Annotated in this window: 16 protein-coding genes and 1 tRNA gene; 15 read left to right on the top strand and 2 right to left on the bottom strand. The window is 68.2% G+C overall.

Annotated features, from left to right (window positions below; genetic code table 11):
• The first annotated feature begins 53 nt into the window (after positions 1-53).
• From glpX to fba, 7 genes are read left to right on the top strand one after another with little or no spacing between them, the layout of a single operon-like run.
• Positions 54-1,028, top strand: coding sequence for a class II fructose-bisphosphatase (gene glpX, locus H531_RS0106290; RefSeq protein WP_022798509.1), 975 nt, complete (start codon positions 54-56; stop codon positions 1,026-1,028).
• Between the two features lie 13 nt (positions 1,029-1,041).
• Entirely contained in the window at positions 1,042-2,487 is a 1,446-nt protein-coding gene (locus H531_RS0106285; RefSeq protein WP_022798508.1) for a form I ribulose bisphosphate carboxylase large subunit, read from the top strand.
• 11 nt (positions 2,488-2,498) lie between these two features.
• A complete protein-coding gene (locus tag H531_RS0106280; RefSeq protein ID WP_022798507.1) occupies positions 2,499-2,930 on the top strand; it encodes a ribulose bisphosphate carboxylase small subunit in 432 nt (143 codons plus the stop codon).
• A gap of 58 nt (positions 2,931-2,988) precedes the next feature.
• Positions 2,989-3,873, top strand: a complete 885-nt coding sequence (locus H531_RS0106275; RefSeq protein ID WP_022798506.1) for an AAA family ATPase — start codon at positions 2,989-2,991, stop codon at positions 3,871-3,873.
• Positions 3,863-4,828 carry a phosphoribulokinase gene (locus H531_RS0106270; RefSeq protein ID WP_022798505.1) on the top strand — a complete coding sequence of 322 codons (966 nt, stop codon included), beginning with the start codon at positions 3,863-3,865 and terminating at the stop codon, positions 4,826-4,828. The genes H531_RS0106275 and H531_RS0106270 overlap by 11 nt, the downstream gene beginning before the upstream one ends.
• An 8-nt stretch (positions 4,829-4,836) precedes the next feature.
• Positions 4,837-5,505 carry a ribulose-phosphate 3-epimerase gene (rpe, locus tag H531_RS0106265; protein WP_022798504.1) on the top strand — a complete coding sequence of 223 codons (669 nt, stop codon included), beginning with the start codon at positions 4,837-4,839 and terminating at the stop codon, positions 5,503-5,505.
• On the top strand, positions 5,486-6,409 hold the full coding sequence (gene fba / locus H531_RS0106260) for a class II fructose-1,6-bisphosphate aldolase (RefSeq protein ID WP_022798503.1): 924 nt from the start codon (positions 5,486-5,488) through the stop codon (positions 6,407-6,409). The genes rpe and fba overlap by 20 nt, the downstream gene beginning before the upstream one ends.
• A gap of 40 nt (positions 6,410-6,449) precedes the next feature.
• Here fba and H531_RS0106255 read toward each other — a convergent pair.
• Positions 6,450-6,526: transfer RNA gene (locus H531_RS0106255), tRNA-Pro, on the bottom strand.
• A 55-nt stretch (positions 6,527-6,581) separates the two neighbouring features.
• Here H531_RS0106255 and H531_RS0106250 point away from each other — a divergent pair.
• From H531_RS0106250 to H531_RS0106230, 5 genes are read left to right on the top strand one after another with little or no spacing between them, the layout of a single operon-like run.
• Complete coding sequence (locus H531_RS0106250; protein ID WP_022798502.1) at positions 6,582-6,899, top strand: cupin domain-containing protein; 318 nt, start codon at positions 6,582-6,584, stop codon at positions 6,897-6,899.
• Positions 6,900-6,940: 41 nt separating this feature from the next.
• Positions 6,941-9,103: an ATP-binding protein gene (locus H531_RS0106245; RefSeq protein ID WP_022798501.1), complete on the top strand. Its 2,163-nt coding sequence runs from the start codon at positions 6,941-6,943 to the stop codon at positions 9,101-9,103.
• Positions 9,104-9,107: 4 nt separating this feature from the next.
• On the top strand, positions 9,108-9,470 hold the full coding sequence (locus H531_RS0106240) for a response regulator transcription factor (protein ID WP_022798500.1): 363 nt from the start codon (positions 9,108-9,110) through the stop codon (positions 9,468-9,470).
• A complete protein-coding gene (locus H531_RS15090; RefSeq protein WP_022798499.1) occupies positions 9,454-10,602 on the top strand; it encodes a HEAT repeat domain-containing protein in 1,149 nt (382 codons plus the stop codon). The genes H531_RS0106240 and H531_RS15090 overlap by 17 nt, the downstream gene beginning before the upstream one ends.
• Complete coding sequence (locus tag H531_RS0106230) at positions 10,590-11,993, top strand: glycosyltransferase family 2 protein (protein WP_022798498.1); 1,404 nt, start codon at positions 10,590-10,592, stop codon at positions 11,991-11,993. Before H531_RS15090 ends, H531_RS0106230 begins: the two co-directional genes overlap by 13 nt.
• Here the strand turns inward: H531_RS0106230 and H531_RS0106225 are convergent.
• A complete protein-coding gene (locus H531_RS0106225; protein WP_022798497.1) occupies positions 11,982-13,160 on the bottom strand; it encodes an MFS transporter in 1,179 nt (392 codons plus the stop codon). The genes H531_RS0106230 and H531_RS0106225 overlap by 12 nt on opposite strands.
• Before the next feature lie 36 nt (positions 13,161-13,196).
• On the opposite strand from H531_RS0106225, the gene H531_RS0106220 reads away from it, so the two are divergent.
• From H531_RS0106220 to H531_RS0106210, 3 genes are read left to right on the top strand one after another with little or no spacing between them, the layout of a single operon-like run.
• Positions 13,197-14,048 carry an NAD(P)H-dependent flavin oxidoreductase gene (locus H531_RS0106220; RefSeq protein WP_022798496.1) on the top strand — a complete coding sequence of 284 codons (852 nt, stop codon included), beginning with the start codon at positions 13,197-13,199 and terminating at the stop codon, positions 14,046-14,048.
• Positions 14,049-14,070: 22 nt separating this feature from the next.
• Positions 14,071-15,780 carry an FAD-dependent oxidoreductase gene (locus H531_RS0106215; protein ID WP_022798495.1) on the top strand — a complete coding sequence of 570 codons (1,710 nt, stop codon included), beginning with the start codon at positions 14,071-14,073 and terminating at the stop codon, positions 15,778-15,780.
• Between the two features lie 10 nt (positions 15,781-15,790).
• Entirely contained in the window at positions 15,791-16,285 is a 495-nt protein-coding gene (locus H531_RS0106210; RefSeq protein WP_022798494.1) for a hypothetical protein, read from the top strand.
• Positions 16,286-16,290: the final 5 nt, after the last annotated feature.

Here is a 16,290-nt window from a genome sequence, read left to right as displayed (position 1 = left end):
CTGAGCATATGATTGCAATAATAGATTTCCCCCCCTAAGGTAAGCGCATGGCTATGCCCACGCGCAACCTCGGCCTGGACCTCATGCGGGCCACAGAGGCCGCTGCGTTGGCCTCGGCCCGGCACGTGGGCCGGGGGGACAAGGAGGCCGGGGACCGGGCGGCGGTGGAGGCCATGCGCCTCCTGCTCAACACCTTGGACTTTCGGGGCCGGGTGGTGATCGGGGAGGGGGAAAAGGACCGGGCCCCCATGCTGTACAACGGGGAGGTGCTGGGCCAGGGGGAGGGTCCCTTTTGGGACCTGGCCGTGGACCCCGTGGAGGGCACCAGGCTTCTCGCCCTGGGGCGGCCTGGGGCCATCAGCGCCATCGCCGCAGCCCCTGAGGGGGCCCTCTTCAACCCCGGGCCCGGCTTCTACGCGGCCAAGCTGGTGGTGGGGCCTGAGGCCAGGGAGGCCATAGACCTCCGGGCCTCCGTGGCGGAGAACCTGAGGGCGATCGCCAAGGCCCTGAGGAAAGAGGTGCGGGAGCTTACCGTTTTTGTTTTGGACAAGCCCAGGCATGCCCGGCTCATAGAGGAGATCCGTTTGGCGGGGGCCCGCGTGAGCCTGCAAACCGATGGGGACGTGGCCGGCGCCTTGGCCGCCGTCCTTCCCGACACCGGGGTGGACGTGCTCATGGGCACGGGAGGTACCCCAGAGGGGGTGCTGGCTGCGGTGGCGGTCAAGGCCCTAGGGGGTGGGATGCAGATGCGCCTGGATCCTCAGGGTGAGGAGGAGCGCTGGAACCTGATTCACGCGGGTTTTGACCTGGACAAGGTTTACACATTAGATGAACTATGTAAAGCCGAGGACACCCACTTCGCCGCCACGGGCATCACCGACGGTCCCTTCCTTCGGGGGGTGCGCTATGGGAAAGGCCAGGCGTGGACGGAAAGCTGGGTGATCCGTGGGGCCACGGGTACCCTCCGCAAGGTGGAGGCCTGGCATCGGCTTGAGAAGCTTCGGGGCATCAGCCCCGTGGCCTACTGAGGGGGTGGGAGGTATGGCAACCCAGTACGCGGGCAAAGGCAAGTACAGCAAGGCGGGGGTCTTGGAGTACAAGGAGATGGGCTACTACGACCCCGACTACGAGCCTAAGGACACCGACACCATCGCCCTTTTCCGGGTGACCCCTCAGCCTGGGGTGGAGCCCGAAGAGGCGGCCGCTGCGGTGGCTGGGGAGTCCAGCACCGCCACGTGGACCGTGGTCTGGACGGACCGCCTCACCTACCTGGACCGCTACCGGGCCAAGGCCTTTCGGGTAGAGCCGGTTCCCGGTAACCCCGAGCAGTACTTTGCCTGGATCGCCTACGACCTGGCGCTTTTTGAAGAAGGCTCCATCGCCAATATGACCTCCAGCATCATCGGCAACGTCTTCGGCTTCAAGGCCTTGAGGGCGCTGCGGCTTGAGGACTTGCGAATCCCCGTGGCCTACCTCAAGACCTTCAAGGGGGCCCCTCACGGCATCCCCGTGGAGCGGGACATGCTGAACAAGTACGGCCGCCCCCTCCTCGGGGCCACGGTGAAGCCCAAGCTGGGGCTTTCTGGCCGAAACTACGGCCGGGTGGTCTACGAGGCCTTGGCCGGAGGGCTGGACTTCACCAAGGACGACGAGAACATCAACTCCCAAGCCTTCATGCGCTGGCGGGACCGCTTCCTCTACGCCCAGGAGGCGGTAATGAAGGCGGAGCAGGTGACCGGGGAACGCAAGGGGCACTACATGAACGTCACCGCTCCGGACATGGAGCAGGTCTACGAGCGGGCGGAGTTCGCTAAGGAAATAGGGTCCATCATCATCATGGCGGACCTCACCATGGGCTATACGGCCCTCCAGAGCCTTTCCAACTGGTGCCACAAAAACGGCATGATCCTCCACCTCCACCGGGCCAGCCATGCCACCTTTACCCGGCAGAAAAACCATGGCATCAACTTCCGGGTTCTGGCCAAGTGGATGCGCATGCTGGGGGTGGACCACATCCACGCGGGCACCGCCGTGGGGAAGCTGGAGGGGGATCCCAACCTCGTGCGGGGGTACTACGATATCCTCCGGGAGCAGTATGTCAGGGCCGATCCCGTAAAGGGCATCTTCTTTGACCAGGACTGGGCCTACCTGCCCGCGGTCATGCCCGTAGCCTCGGGGGGCATCCACGCCGGCCAGATGCACCTGCTCCTCTCCCTTTTTGGAGACGACGTGGTGTTGCAGTTTGGGGGTGGCACCATCGGCCATCCCATGGGCATCCAGGCAGGGGCCACGGCCAACCGGGTGGCCCTCGAGGCCATGGTCAAGGCCAGAAACGAAGGCCGGGACATCCTGGCCGAGGGGCCCGAGATCCTGAAGAAGGCGGCCCAGCACTCCCCTGCCCTGGCCGCCGCGTTGGAGACCTGGGGGAGCGTCACCTTTGACTTCGCTTCCACCGACACCCCGGATGCCCTGCCTACCCCGAGCTAGAGGAGGAAGCCATGAGGATCACCCAAGGGACCTTTTCCTATCTGCCGGACCTCACTGACGAGGAGATCGAGGCCCAGATCCGCTACATCCTCCAAAACGGTTGGGCGGTGTCCATTGAGTACACCGATGATCCCAGCCCTTACAACGTCTACTGGAACATGTGGGGCCTGCCCATGTTTGACCTGGAGGACCCGGCCCCGGCCATGTACGAGTTCAGGAAGTGCCGGGAGGCCTTCCCCCACCACTACATCAAGGTGAACGGCTACGACCCCTCCCCCATGTGGCAGGCCCAGCGGGTCTCCTTCATCGCCCACAGGCCCAGGGCGGAGGAGCCGGGCTTCCGCCTCCACCGCACCCTCTGGAGCGACGGCAGGAGGCTCAAGTACACCCTGGAACCCTACGCCACCCAGAAGCCAGAAGGGGAGCGCTATCGGGAGGAGTAAGGCCGGAACCCAAGGAGGGCCGGGCCTTTCCGGCCCTCCTCTTCCCCAAAGGAGGATCATGGAACCGAAAGGCCTCGCGGTGGTGAAAAACCCGGAGATAGAGGCGGTGCTGGAAGCGCTGGACCGGGAGCTGGTGGGCCTTGCCCCCGTAAAGCGGCGCATCCGGGAGATCGCCGCTTACCTCTCCGTGGACCGGCTCCGCCGGGAGCTGGGCCTGGTTTCCGACCGCCCTACCCTCCACATGGCCTTCGTGGGCCCCCCGGGCACCGGAAAGACCACCGTGGCCCTCCGCATGGCCACCATCCTCCACCGGCTGGGCTACATTCGCCGGGACCACCTGGTGGTGGCGAGCCGGGACGATCTGGTGGGCCAGTACATCGGCCACACAGCCCCCAAGACCAAGGAGGTATTGAAGCGGGCCATGGGGGGGGTCCTCTTCATCGACGAGGCCTACAGCCTCTACCGGGCAGAAAACGAGCGGGACTACGGGCAAGAAACCCTGGAGATCCTCCTCCAGGTCATGGAGAACCAGCGGGAGGACCTGGTGGTGATCCTGGCCGGGTACAAGGACCGCATGGAGGAGTTTTTCGCCCTTAACCCGGGTATGCGCTCCCGCATCGCCCACCACATAGAGTTCCCCCCCTACAGCCTAGAGGAGCTCTACCGCATCGGCCTCCTCATGCTGGAGAGGCAGGGTTACCGCCTTAGCCCGGAGGCCGAGGGGGCTTTCCGGGAGTACCTGGAGAGGCGGATGGCCCTGCCTAACTTTGCCTATGCCCGGAGCGTGCGCAACGCGCTAGACCGCTTCAAGCTCCGGCAGGCCTACCGCCTCTACCAGAAGGCGGGCCCCGTGACCCCGGAGGAGCTCATGACCTTGGAGGCGGAGGACATCTACCAAAGCTCCGTCTTTAGGGAGAGGAAGGAGGCGGAAGATGCCACATAGGCCCTTCATGTTGGGTATTGCCGGGGACTCGGGGGCGGGGAAGACCACCCTCTCCGCAGGCATCGCTCGGCTTCTGGGGGAGGAGCGCACCACCCGGATTTGCGTGGACGACTACCACAGGTACGACCGCAAGCAGCGCAAGCAGCTGGGCATCACCCCCTTGAACCCCGAGTGCAACTACCTGGACATCATGGAGCAGCACGTGCGGCTCCTGGCGGAGGGGGAGCCCATTCTGAAGCCGGTCTATAACCACTCCACCGGCACCTTTGACCCGCCGGTATATGTACCTGCCCCACGGGCGGTGGAGGAAGGGGGGCGGCTTATCCCGAGGGTGGTGATCCTGGAAGGCCTCCTCACCCTGTACTCCCCTGCCCTGAGGGGGCGGTACCACCTGATGGTCTACCTGGACCCTGAGGAGGAGCTTAGGCGGGAGTGGAAGGTGAAACGGGATGTGGCCAAGCGGGGCTACACCCCGGAGGAGGTCTTGGCCGATATAGAGCGGCGCATGCCCGACTCTCGTGCCTTCATCTGGCCCCAGAAGGAGCACGCGGACATCGTGGTCCGCTTCTACCGTCCCCCTGGCTACGACCCGGAAAACCCCAGCACCCTTAACGTGCGCATCACCCTCAAGCACACCCTGCCCCGGATGGACCTTTCGGAGGTCCTGCATTCCGCCTACGAGGACGAGGCCCTCGTCCGCCTGGAAACCCGCAAGGAGGCGGACATCCTGGACATCACCGGAAACATTTCCCCCGAGAGGGCCCAAGCCTTTGAAAGGATCGTCTGGGAGCACCTGGGTCCCCACGCAGAGCACTTTGACCCCAGCCTGGTGGGCACCTTCTGGGATAGGGCGGGGCAGAGCTACCCCCTGGCCCTGACCCAGCTCATCATCGCCTACTACCTGGTTAAGATGCGGGAGCTGGCCATTGAGCGGGGGCACCTGCGGGTGGCCTAGGGGGAAGGATGCTAAAGTTCGCGCCCTCCATTCTCACGGCGGACCTGACGAGGCTGAAGGAGGCCATAGCGGAGGCGGAGGCGGCGGGGGTGGACTGGATCCACCTGGACGTGATGGATGGCTTGTTCGTCCCCAACCTCACCTTCGGGCCTCTCCTCGTGGAGGCGGTGCGGCGGGTCACGGACCTTCCTTTGGACGTTCACCTCATGATCGTGCAGCCGGAGCGCTACCTCGAGGACTTCGCCCAAGCCGGGGCGGACCACATCACCGTGCACTTTGAGGCCACCTACCACCCGCACCGGGCGGTGGAGCGGGTGAAGGAGCTGGGGAAAAAGGCGGGGCTCGCCGTGAACCCTGGGACCCCCCTAGAGGCCTTTGAGCCCCTCCTTCCCGAGCTGGACCTCGCCCTCCTCATGAGCGTGAACCCGGGGTTTGGCGGCCAGCGGTACATCCCCACCGCCACGGCCAGGCTCAAGCGCCTCAAGGAGATGCGGGACCGCCTGAACCCAGGCTGCCTGATTGAGGTGGACGGGGGCGTGAACCGGCAGACCGTGGCCGAGGTTTACCGGGCAGGGGCCGACGTGGCCGTGGCGGGAAGCGCCCTTTTTAACGGCCGCCCGGTGGCAGAGAACTTAAAAGCGCTGAAGGAGGCCATCTATGCCCTTGGTGACAGGTAAGGAGGTCTTGGACAAGGCGAGGCGGGAAGGCTACGCTGTGCCCAGCTTCAACACCAACAACCTGGAGATCACCCAGGCCATCCTCGAGGTGGCCGAGGAGCTTAGGGCCCCGGTGTTCATCCAGGTTTCCGACGGGGCCCGCAAGTACGCCGGCATGGAGACCCTGGCCAACCTGGTGAAGGACATGGCGGGCCGGGTGCGCGTGCCCGTGGTCCTCCACCTGGACCACGGGGCGGACTTCCCGATGGTCATGCAGGCCCTCAGGGCGGGCTTTACCAGCGTGATGATAGACGCCAGCCACCATCCCTTTGAGGAGAACGTGCGGGAGACCCAAAGGGTGGTGGAGGCGGCCCACGCCGTGGGGGTGAGCGTGGAGGCAGAACTGGGGCGTCTCCAGGGGATTGAGGACAACGTCCAGGTCTCCGAGGCCGAGGCCTTCCTCACCGACCCCGGGGAGGCCGAGCGCTTCGTGGCGGAGACGGGGATAGATTACCTGGCCATCGCCATCGGCACCAGCCACGGGGCCTACAAGGGGAGGGGAAGGCCCTACATAGACCACAAGCGCCTGGAGGAGATCGCCAAACGGGTTTCCATCCCCTTGGTCCTCCACGGGGCGAGCGGGGTGCCCACGTGGCTTAAGGAGAGGCTTCTCGCCACGGGAGCCGAGCTCAAGGAGGCCACCGGCATCCACGACGAGGACATCCAAAGGGCCATCCCCAACGGCATCGCTAAGATCAACATAGACACGGATTTGCGCCTGGCCATGACCCTGGGGATACGGGAGGTGGTGACGCAAAACCCCAAGGAGTACGACCCCCGCAAGATCCTGGGCAAGGGGCGGGACTACCTGAAGCAGGTGATCCGCGAGAAGTTTGCCCTCATGGGTACGGTGGGCCGGGCTTAGGGAAAAGGAAAGAGCCCCGCGTTGTGGCGGGGCCTTGCTTTGGTCGGGGAGGCCGGATTTGAACCGACGACCACACGCACCCCAAGCGTGTGCGCTACCAGGCTGCGCTACTCCCCGGCGCGCAAAGGTTAGTCTAGCCCTTGGCCGCCCTTCCGTCAAGTACACTTGGGCCATGGAAATCCGCGATCTGAAGAAGCTTGCCCGGTTCTCCGAGGAGAGGCTTTTGAAGATTCCCGTCTTTGATTCGGAGCACATGTTCCTGGACCTCTACGCCCTCCTCCCTGGGCAGGCCCAGAGGGTGCACGCCCACGAGGGTTCGGACAAGGTCTACGTGGTCCTCGAGGGAGAGGTGGTGGTGCGGGTGGGGGAGGAGGAGGCCCTTCTGGCCCCGGGCATGGCCGCCTTCGCACCGGCTCAGGCGCCCCACGGGGTGCGCAACGAGTCGGCAAGCCCCGCCCTCCTCCTGGTGGTGATGGCGCCCAAGCCCTAGGCGTTCACAGGGTTTTCACGGGCAGGCCTTAGCCTTTAGCCGTGGTCCAGCACCTCCCCAAAGACCTCGCCTTCCTCGCGGAGCTCCTGAGGCGCTACCCGGTGCGGGTGGTCTTCCGGGGAAGGGTGCTCCCCGAGGGCCCCCTTAAGGGGGAAAAGCTTTTGGAGGAGGGGGAGCTTGCCCTCTACTGGGAGAGCCCGAGACCCCCGGCCAAGGAGACCCAGGAGGCCCTCCGCCTCCTCCTTCGGGCCTTCGGGGAGCTCCTGGCCCTCAAGGAGCGGGAGCTCGCCCTGCTCAAGGCCCAGGACGAGGGGGCGCGGCTTTTGCGCCTCCTCCTCCACGAGATCAAAAACCCCCTCATGAGCATCCTCGGGGCCCTGGAGCTTCTGGAAACGGAGGACCTGCCCCAGGAGGCCAGGGAGCTTTTGGACATCGCCGAAAGGAGTGCCCGGCGCATCCGGGAGCTTCTGGACAAGGCTCAGGACTACCTGAGGCTTGGCCAGGGTGTCCGGCTGAAGGCGGAGCGGGTGGACCTGAAGGCCCTCCTCCGCCAGGCGGCGGAGGAGGTGCGGCCCTTGGCCCGGAGGAAGCGCATAGCCCTCCGCCTCACCCTGCCCAAGGGGGAGGCCTGGGTCTACGGGGACCCGGACTGGCTCTACCAGGCGGTCCTGAACGTCTTAAACAACGCCGTTAAATACACCCCCGAGGGGGGAAGGGTTTCGGTGAGGCTCCTCCTCGGGACGGACCGGTACGTTCTCGCCTTCTCGGACACGGGGCCCGGGATCCCCAAGGAGGAACAGGCCAAGGTCTTTGAGCCCTTCTACCGGGCCTCCACCCGGGGAGGGGTGGAGGGGAGTGGGCTTGGGCTTGCCCTGGTGAAGCGGGTCCTCGAGGCCCACGGGGGGGAGGTGCGCCTGAAAAGCCGCCTGGGCCGGGGGAGCACCTTCCTCCTCCTCCTGCCCCGGCCGAGGCCCGGGGAGCGGCCCCCCGTGGGAAGGCTGTTGCTCCTTCTCCTTCTCCTCTTGGCCCTCACCCGGCTTCCCCTCTTTCCCGCCCCCTTGGGGGGCAGGGCCTTCGGGGAGGTGCCCGCCGGGGAGGTGGTGCGGCTAGAGGGCTTGGAGCTCGCCTTCAGCCCGGACGCCCGGGGGGAGGCGAGGCGCTGGCGGAGCCTCTGGGGTGGGGGAGAGCGGGTGCGGATCACCCTGGAAGGGGGCGGGGTGGAGGCGGTGCGGAAGGCCCCCGTGCCCCTTTTCCTCTCCACCCCCGAAGGAGGGGTGCGGCCCCTGGGCACCCACCTCCGCCTTTCACGGGAGGGGGGCGCGCGGCTTTCCCTCTACCAGGGTCAGGTAGCCTTGGGGAAGGAGCGGCTTCCCGCCGGGGAGGGGGCGGTTTTGGGCACGCAGGAGAGGCGGAAGCTCCTTCCCCCTCCTTTGGTCCGCCCGGCCCCGGGAGAGGCGGGCGAGGTGGTCTTCCGCCTGGTGGGCCCGCAGGGGGCGCGCGGCTTCCGGGTGGAGGTGCGAAGCGGGGGGCGGGTGGTCCTCTCCGCCAAGACGGTAGAGGGCTCCTTCACCTACCGCCCCCAGGCCGACCGTCTCGCCGAGGTGCGGGCCTTCGCCCTGGACGAGGTGGGCCTCGAGGGCTTCCCCTCCGACCCCGTCCCCTTCCGGGAAAGGAAGAGCTTCTACGAGGGCAAGCGCCGCCTGCCCCAGGACCCCAAGGGGGCGGAGGCCCACCTCAGGCGGGCCGTGGCCGCCTTTCCCGACGATGCCGAGGCCCTTGGGGAGCTCGCCTTTGCCCTTTACCTCCAGGGCCGCTACCTGGAGGCCAAGCCCCTCTACGAAAGGGCCCTCGCCCTCCTGGATAGCCCCGACATCCGCGTGCGCTACGGCAGGCTCCTCTATCACCTAAGGCGCTACGGGGAGGCAGAGGAGGTCTACCGCCGGGTCCTGGCCCAAGACCCCGGGAACCTGGACGCCCGCTGGGGCCTGGCCGAGGTGCTCCTCGCCCTGGGCCGGGCCAAGGAGGCGGAGCTTCTTGCCCGCCAGGTCCTGGCGGTGAGGCCCGACTACCCTCTTGCCCGCTTCACCCTGGCCAAGGCCCTCCTGGAGGAGGGAAGGAAGGAGGAGGCGAAGGGGCTCCTCCTGGAGGAACTCCGCCTAAACCCCGACCCCGAGGTGCGCGCCCTGCTTGCCCGGATACAATAGCCCCATGGCCCGGATCCTGGTGGTGGAGGACGACCCCACTGTGGCCCGGGTGCTGGAGCTGACCCTCAAGCGGGCAGGTCATCAGGTATTCTTGGTGCAGGACTTTCCCTTGGGCAGGAAGGCCCTTGCGGAGCCTTGGGATGCGGTGGTCCTGGACCTGAACCTGCCCGGGGGCTTCGGCCTGGACCTCCTACGCCACCTCCGCCAGGAACTCGGGCGGGACACGCCGGTCCTCGTCCTTTCGGGGCTCAAGCAGGAGCACCACGTCCTGGAGGCCTTAAGGCTCGGGGCCCAGGACTACCTCACCAAGCCCTTTAGCCCCATGGAGCTCCTCCTCCGCCTGGAGCGGTATGTGGCGGCGCGGTGAGCGGCTTTACGCCTTCATGGTCCTCCTGGTGGTGGCCCTGGAGGCCTACGCCCTCGGGGCCCTGGTGCTGGCCTTTTCCGCCCGGCTCTTCCAAAGGGCGGAGTTTTCCCGGGTCCAGGCGGCCCTCTTCCAGGCCCTAGGCCTCACCGGCCTGATCCTCCTGGTGCTGGGGGCGTACATCCTCCTCTACCACGCCTACACCGCCCTCAAGGAGGCCCGGGACAAGGAGGCCTTCGCCCGCTGGCTCGGGATCTTCACCGAGGCCCTCTTCGCCGACAAGCCCCCTCCGCCTCCCCCCTGGCCGGAGCCCGCCCTTTGGGCCCTGCTCCGCCTGCGGGAGATGCTTAAGGGGGAGATGGGGGAAAAGGTGGCGGTCTGGATCCGCAGGGCCCGCCCCCCTTGGGCCCACTGGCTGCGAAGCCGCTTCACCTCGAGGCCCGAGCGCCTTCAGGCCCTGGAGGCCCTGGGCCTCGCCCGCCTGCCGGAGACCCTGGAGGTCATCCTGCCCTACCTGGGCCAGCAGGACCCCGTGCTCCGCCTGGCGGCGGCCCGGGCCGGGGCCCGGGTGGCCCAGGGCGAGGGGGTCTTGCGCCTGGGCCAGGCCCTCCTCGCCTCGGGTCTTTCCCGGGGGGCGCTGCTGGAGGCCCTCCTCCTCCTGGAGGACCGGGCCCCGCCGGTGGCGGCCCTCTTTTTGGAGAAGGGGGACAAGGAGGCGGTCTGGGCGGCCCTCGAGGCCCTGGGCCGCCTCCGCCTCCACGCCCTGGCCGAGAAGGTGCTCCCCTTCCTGGAGGCGGAAGACCCCGAGGTTCAAGCGGCCGCGCTCCGGGCCCTCGCCCGCCTGGGCTACCCGCCTTCCGGCCGCGAGGGGGTGGTCCTCTCCCTCTTGCGCCAGGGGGAAGAGTTTTTGCGGGTGCAGGCGGCCCGCCTCTTCCCCCTTCTCCCTCCTGGCCTCGCCCGCAGGGCCCTGTGGGAGGCCCTCAAGGACCCCTCCTTTTACGTGCGCCGGGCGGCGGCGGAGGCTCTGGCCGCCTTGGATGCCCAGGCCTTACGGGAAGCGGCGGGGAGGCACCCCGACCCCTACGGCCGGGCCATGGCGGCCCAGGTGCTCCGGGAGGGGGTATGGAGGTCGTAGCCCTGATCCTCTACGCCTACCAGGTCTTCGTCCTCTACTACTTTGCCTTTTTGAACCTCCTCTACGCGGCCTTCGCCCTCTTTGGCCTCCAGATGGTGGCCCGCTACGCCAGGGAGCTTTCCGAGCTTTCCCTGAAGGACCTTCTGGAGCGGGAGGCTTACCTTCCCGTCTCCATCCTGGTCCCCACTTACAACGAGGAGAAGACCATCGCCGCCTCGGTGCGCTCCTTCCTGGCCCTCCACTACCCCCAGTTTGAGGTGATCGTGGTGGCGGATGGGCCCAAGGACCGGACCCTCGAGGTGCTGCAGGAGGCCTTCAGGCTGGTCCGCGTGGACTGGGTCTTCCGCAGGGTCCTTCCTACCAAGCCCATCCGCGGTGTCTACCGCTCCCTTCTCTACCCCAACCTGCTGGTGGTGGACAAGGAGAACGGGGGCAAGGCGGACGCCCTGAACGCCGGACTCAACTTTGCCCGCTACCCCCTCTTCTGCGCCGTGGACGCTGACAGCCTCCTAGACCCCCAGGCCCTTCTCCGGGCGAGCCGCCTCTTCCTGGAGGACGAGAGGGTCCTGGCGGTGGGGGGCACCATCCGCCCCCTGAACGGGGCCAGGGTGCGCGAAGGGATCGTGGAGGAGCTCCACCTTCCCCCTGGATTTCTTGAAAAAATGCAGATTATTGAGTACGCCCGGGCCTTCTTCATGGGCCGGGCGGGCTGGAGCGCCATGGACGCCCTGCTCATCATCTCCGGGGCCTTCGGCCTCTTCCGCCGGGCCGAGGTCCTGCGGGTAGGGGGCTACCGCACCGACACGGTGGGGGAGGACATGGAGCTCGTGGTCCGCCTGCACCGCCGGGCCCGGGAGGAGGGGCGGGACTACCGCATCCTCTACACCCCCGACCCCATCTGCTACACCGAGGTGCCCTCGGACTGGACCACCCTGAGGCGGCAGCGCAACCGCTGGCACCGGGGTCTCTGGGAGGTTCTATGGATGCACCGGGCCATGCTTTTCAACCCCCGCTATGGGCGTCTAGGCCTCTTGGCCATGCCCTACTTTTTCCTCTTTGAGGGCTTAGGCCCGGTGGTGGAGGTGCTGGGATATGGGGTGTTGCCGATCTTTTTCCTTTTCGGCGTCTTGAACGTAGAGTTCGCCCTCCTCTTTCTGCTCCTGGCGCTGGGCTACGGGGTTCTCCTCTCCCAGCTGGCCATCGGCATGGAGACCCTCCTCCTCAAGCGCTACCCCAGGCTTTGGGACCGGGTGGCCCTCCTCTTCTTGAGCCTGGCCGAGGTCCTGGGCTACCGGCAGGTCCTGGCCCTGGAGCGCTTCCTGGCCACCTTCCAGGTCCTGCGCCGACGGGGCCAGTGGGGGGAGATGCGCCGCAAGGGGCTAGGGGGCTAGGCGGCGAAGGATCAGGGCCGTGAGGAGCCTTAAGACCGTGGAGGCCAGAATGGGCAGGTGGTAGGGGCTTGGCTCGGAGCTGAGCCGGGCAAGCCCGCCTGCCCCCAGGCTTCCCACGAGCCCCCCAAGCCCCAGGGCCAGCCAAAAGAGGGCCAGGTAGCCTCCCCGGGCGGCCTTGGGGGCCTGGGCCAGGGCGGCGTTGGCCAGAGCGGTGTTCAGGCCGCTCCAGGCCAGGGCATCGGCCAGGGCGGCGAGCCAGATGGGCCAGGGGAAGCCCCGGGAGCCCGCAAGCCACAAGAGGGGCATCAGGGCCGCCACCAGGGCGGTGCGGAAGAGGACCGCCCCGTGCCCCTCCCGGTCCGCCATCCGGCCCCACAGAGGGCCGAAGAGAAGGCCCGAGACGGCGGAGAGAACCGTCCAAAGGCCCACCTGGGTCATGGAAAGCCCCCCCACCTGGACGAAGTAGGGGACCGCGTAGGGCCCCCCCACCATCACCGCCAGGTACCAGGCGAAGACCCAGAGCAGGTAGCGGAGGTAGGTCCGGTCCCGCCCGGCGGCGCGGAGGGCCTCGAGGGGAGGGGGGGAGGAGGGGGGCGGGGGCTCCGCCTGGAGCCAGAGGAGGCGCACGGAGAGAAGGCCCAGGGCCACCCCCAGGAGGAGGACCGCCTGGTAGCCCAGAGGCGGGGGAAGGCGGTCCGCCACCGCCCCGCCCAGGAGGTTGCCCAGGGTGCCCACCAGGCCCAAAAGGGCGTTGCGGAGGCCGAAATAGCGCCCGCGCTTCTCCTCAGGCACGAGGTCCGCCATCCAGGAAAGCCAGAGCACCCCCACGGGGGCCGCCAGGAGCTGGGAGAGGCCGGCGAAGAGGAGGAGGCTGGGTACCTGGAGGGCCTCGGGCAGGAAGGGGACGAGGACCGCGGGCAGGAAGAGGGCCCGGGCAAGGAGGTTGAGGCGCGCCGCCAAGGCCTTGCGGCTTCCCCGCAGGAAGAGGGCCAGGGGGGCCAGGAGCTGGGCCAGGAAGGGAAGGCCCCCAAGAGCGGCCAAGGCCCCGGGGGAGGCCCCCAGGACGAGGGCGTAGCCCGTGAGGAGCACCCCGGTGCTCCAGTTGAGGAAGAGGATGGAAAGGGCTCCTTCCCAGATGGAAAGCTTGAGGGAGCGCTCCGGTTCCACCCCCCGATTATCCTTGAACCGGGTAAAATCCTCCCCATGGAGACGGCCATCACGAGGATGCTGGGCCTTCGCTACCCCATCGTGGCCGCGCCCATGTTCCTGGTGTCCAACGGCCCCCTTCTCCAGGCGGTGGCGGAGGCTGGGGGCATCGGGGTGATCCCGAGCCTCAACTTCCGCACCCACGAGGCCTTCCGGGAGTTCCTGGAGAGTTTCCCCCGGGTGCCCTTCGGCGTGAACCTCATCCTGAAGGACAATCCCCGCCTCGAGGAGGACCTCCAGGCCGTGGTGGAACGCAAGGTGCCCCTGGTGGTCACCTCCCTGGGCGACCCCACGCGGGTGGTGGAGCGGGTGAAGGCCTACGGGGGCGTGGTCTGGTGCGACGTGGTGGGCCTTCGCCACGGGAAAAAGGCGGTAGAGGCCGGTGCGGACGCCCTGGTGGCCGTGGCCTCGGGGGCTGGGGGGCACGCGGGCCAGGTAAGCCCCTTCGTCCTCGGCCCCTGGCTCAAGGAGGCGCTGGGGGTGCCCGTGCTCATCGCCGGGGGGATCGCCACCGGCAGGCAGGTGCTCGCGGCTTTGGCCCTGGGGGACGGGGTCTACATCGGCACCCGCTTCATCGCCACCCGGGAGTCGGCGGCCCCCCTGGAGTACAAGGAGGCCCTCCTCAGGGCCACCCCGGAGGACATCCTGTACACCCCCGAGGTCACCGGGGTGCCCGCCAACTTCCTCCGGGATTACCTGGAGCGTTTCCGTAAAGGTGGGGGCAAGGCCTGGAAGGAGGTCTACTCCGCCGGGCATGGGGTGGCCTTCATCCGCGAGATCCCCTCGGCCAAGGAGGTGGTGGCCCGCCTGGTGGCGGAGTACCAGGAGGCCAAGGGGACCCTGCCCTAAAGGGAGCCCCGGGTCTTCGGGTATGCGCGCGCTCCTTCTCCTTCTTCTGGTCCTGACCCCGGCCTGGGCCCAGTACGACCTGGTGGTCTACGGGGCCACGCCGCAGGGGGTGGCGGCGGCGGTGGCGGGGGCCCAGGAGGGGCTTAAGGTCCTCCTCCTGGAGCCCGGGCGGGGCGTCGGGGGGGTGCTCACCCAGGGGTGGCTCGCCACCTTGGACCTGGCCAAGGACCGCGAGGGCCTCCTGCAGGGCGGCCTCTTCCGGGACTTCTACCGCCGCATCGGGCAGGAGGCCTCCTTTGACGTGAAGGAGGCGGAACGAGGCCTTTGGGCCATGCTCCGGGAGGCCGGGGTGGAGGTGCGCCTCGAGGAGCCCCTGGACCGCCTGGAGCGGGAGGGCTCCAGACTCCTTGCCCTGGCCACCCCCAAGGGGACCTACCCGGCCCTCTACTTCGTGGACGCCACGGACACCGCCGAGCTGGCCTTCCGCGCCGGGGCCTCCTTCACCCTGGGGCGGGAGGACACGGGGCTGGACCAGAGGGCCATGGCCGCCACCTTGGTCTTCCGCCTGGAGGGCGTCCCCTGGGGGGCGGTCCTTTTGGCCTTGAACTACGAGGGCCAGGTCCGGCGCACGGGGGCCGGGGCCTGGGGGCGGAGCGGGTGGGGGTTTGGGGACCTGGCGCGGGGGTACGTTCCTTCCGACCCCGCCCGCTACGCCCTCCGCGGCCTCAACCTGGCCCGTCAGGACGACGGGAGCCTCCTGGTGAACGCCCTATTGATCTTCGGGGTGGACGGGACGGATCCCTTGGCCCTGGAGCGCACCCGGGCCGAGGGGGCTCTGGAGGCCGATCGGGTGGTGGCCTATTTGCGGGAAAAAGACCCCCTGGTCTTCGGCACGGCCCGGCTTTCCGGCGTGGCCCCGGCCCTCTACCTCAGGGAAAGCCGCCACCTGAAGGCCCTCTACCGCCTCCGGGCCGAGGAGGTGCTCCTGGGCAGGAACTTCCCCGACGCCGTGGCCCTCGGGGGGTACCCCCTGGACGGCCAGGCCTACTTCCCCCGGGAAACCCCCTACCTCCTGGGCACCCCAGCCCCCTACGGCGTGCCCTTCCGTACCCTGGTTCCGCGGGAGGTCCGGAACCTCCTGGTGGTCTCCCAGGCGGCCGGGTTTGACAGCGCCGCCGCCTTCTCCGCCCGGGTGGTGCCCCTGCAGATGGCCTTGGGGGAGGCAGCGGGGGTAGCGGCGGCCCTCCTGCGCAAGGCCCCCCAGGCGGGGCTGGAGAAGGCCCCCTTGGTGGACTTTCACCAGCTCGCCCAGAGCGCAAGCGGGATGGAGGCCCTGCGGAAGCGGCTCCTGGAGCGGGGTGCGAGGCTTTCCTCCGCGGAGAAGGGGCGGCCGGAGGAGGGGAGGCGGGGCCTCCGGGAAGCGGTGAGCCTCCTCCGGCGGGGCCTCTTCGCCGGACCTTATTACCTGAAAGGAAGCCTCGGCCTTGCCGACCCCATCCTCCTGGGGGACTTTTTGGCCAACCTGGAGCACTACTACCGGGCCAAGGGCCTCGAGGAGGACCTCCGGGTGGTGCTGAAGGCCAGGGAGCTCTACCGGGAGGAGCTGCAGCGCCCCCTCGCGCGCCGGCTCCTCAACCAGCTCCTGCTGGCCCTAGGAGAGGCTGGGGTGGGGGGTCCGGAGGGGGTCTCCCGGGGGGAGGCAGCCGAGCTCCTCTTCCGCCTTCTGCCATAATGGGCCCAGGGTGCTCGCCGTCCTCCTCCTCCCAGAGTTTTCCGAGCTGGAGGCGGCCTTGGCCCTGGAGGGGGCGAGGCGCCTCGGCCTTCCCGCCTACACCGTGGCCAAGGGCCGCAAGGGCACCTTGGCCCTGGCGGGCTCTGTCTGGACCCCCGCCTACGCCTTCCCCGCGGCCCCGCCGCCCAGCGCCCTTCTCATTCCCGGGGCCAGGAGGCCCGAGCGCCCCGCCAAGGACGCCTCCTGGCTGGCCTTTCTGGAGGAGGTGTGGGAGGGCCTCGAGGCGGTCTTCCTGGGCTTCAACGCCCACCTCTTCCTGGCGGAGGCGGGAAGGCTTCCCGCCCGGGTGGCGGCGGGGGAGGAGGTGGCGGGGCTTCTTTCCGGGATGGGCTACCGGGTGGTGGCCGGGGCCTTCTTGCGGGAGGGGAAGGTGTACGCCACCCGGGGGGGGCTTGCCCTTCTGGAGGCCCTCTCGGACTGGGTAGGAAAAGCGGTTGAGCTTTGAGTTTG

Source organism: Thermus islandicus DSM 21543 (assembly GCF_000421625.1).
GTDB classification, from domain to species: domain Bacteria; phylum Deinococcota; class Deinococci; order Deinococcales; family Thermaceae; genus Thermus; species Thermus islandicus.
The sequence above is the reverse complement of the archived record's forward strand: the minus strand, read 5'-3'. Positions and strand labels throughout refer to the sequence as shown.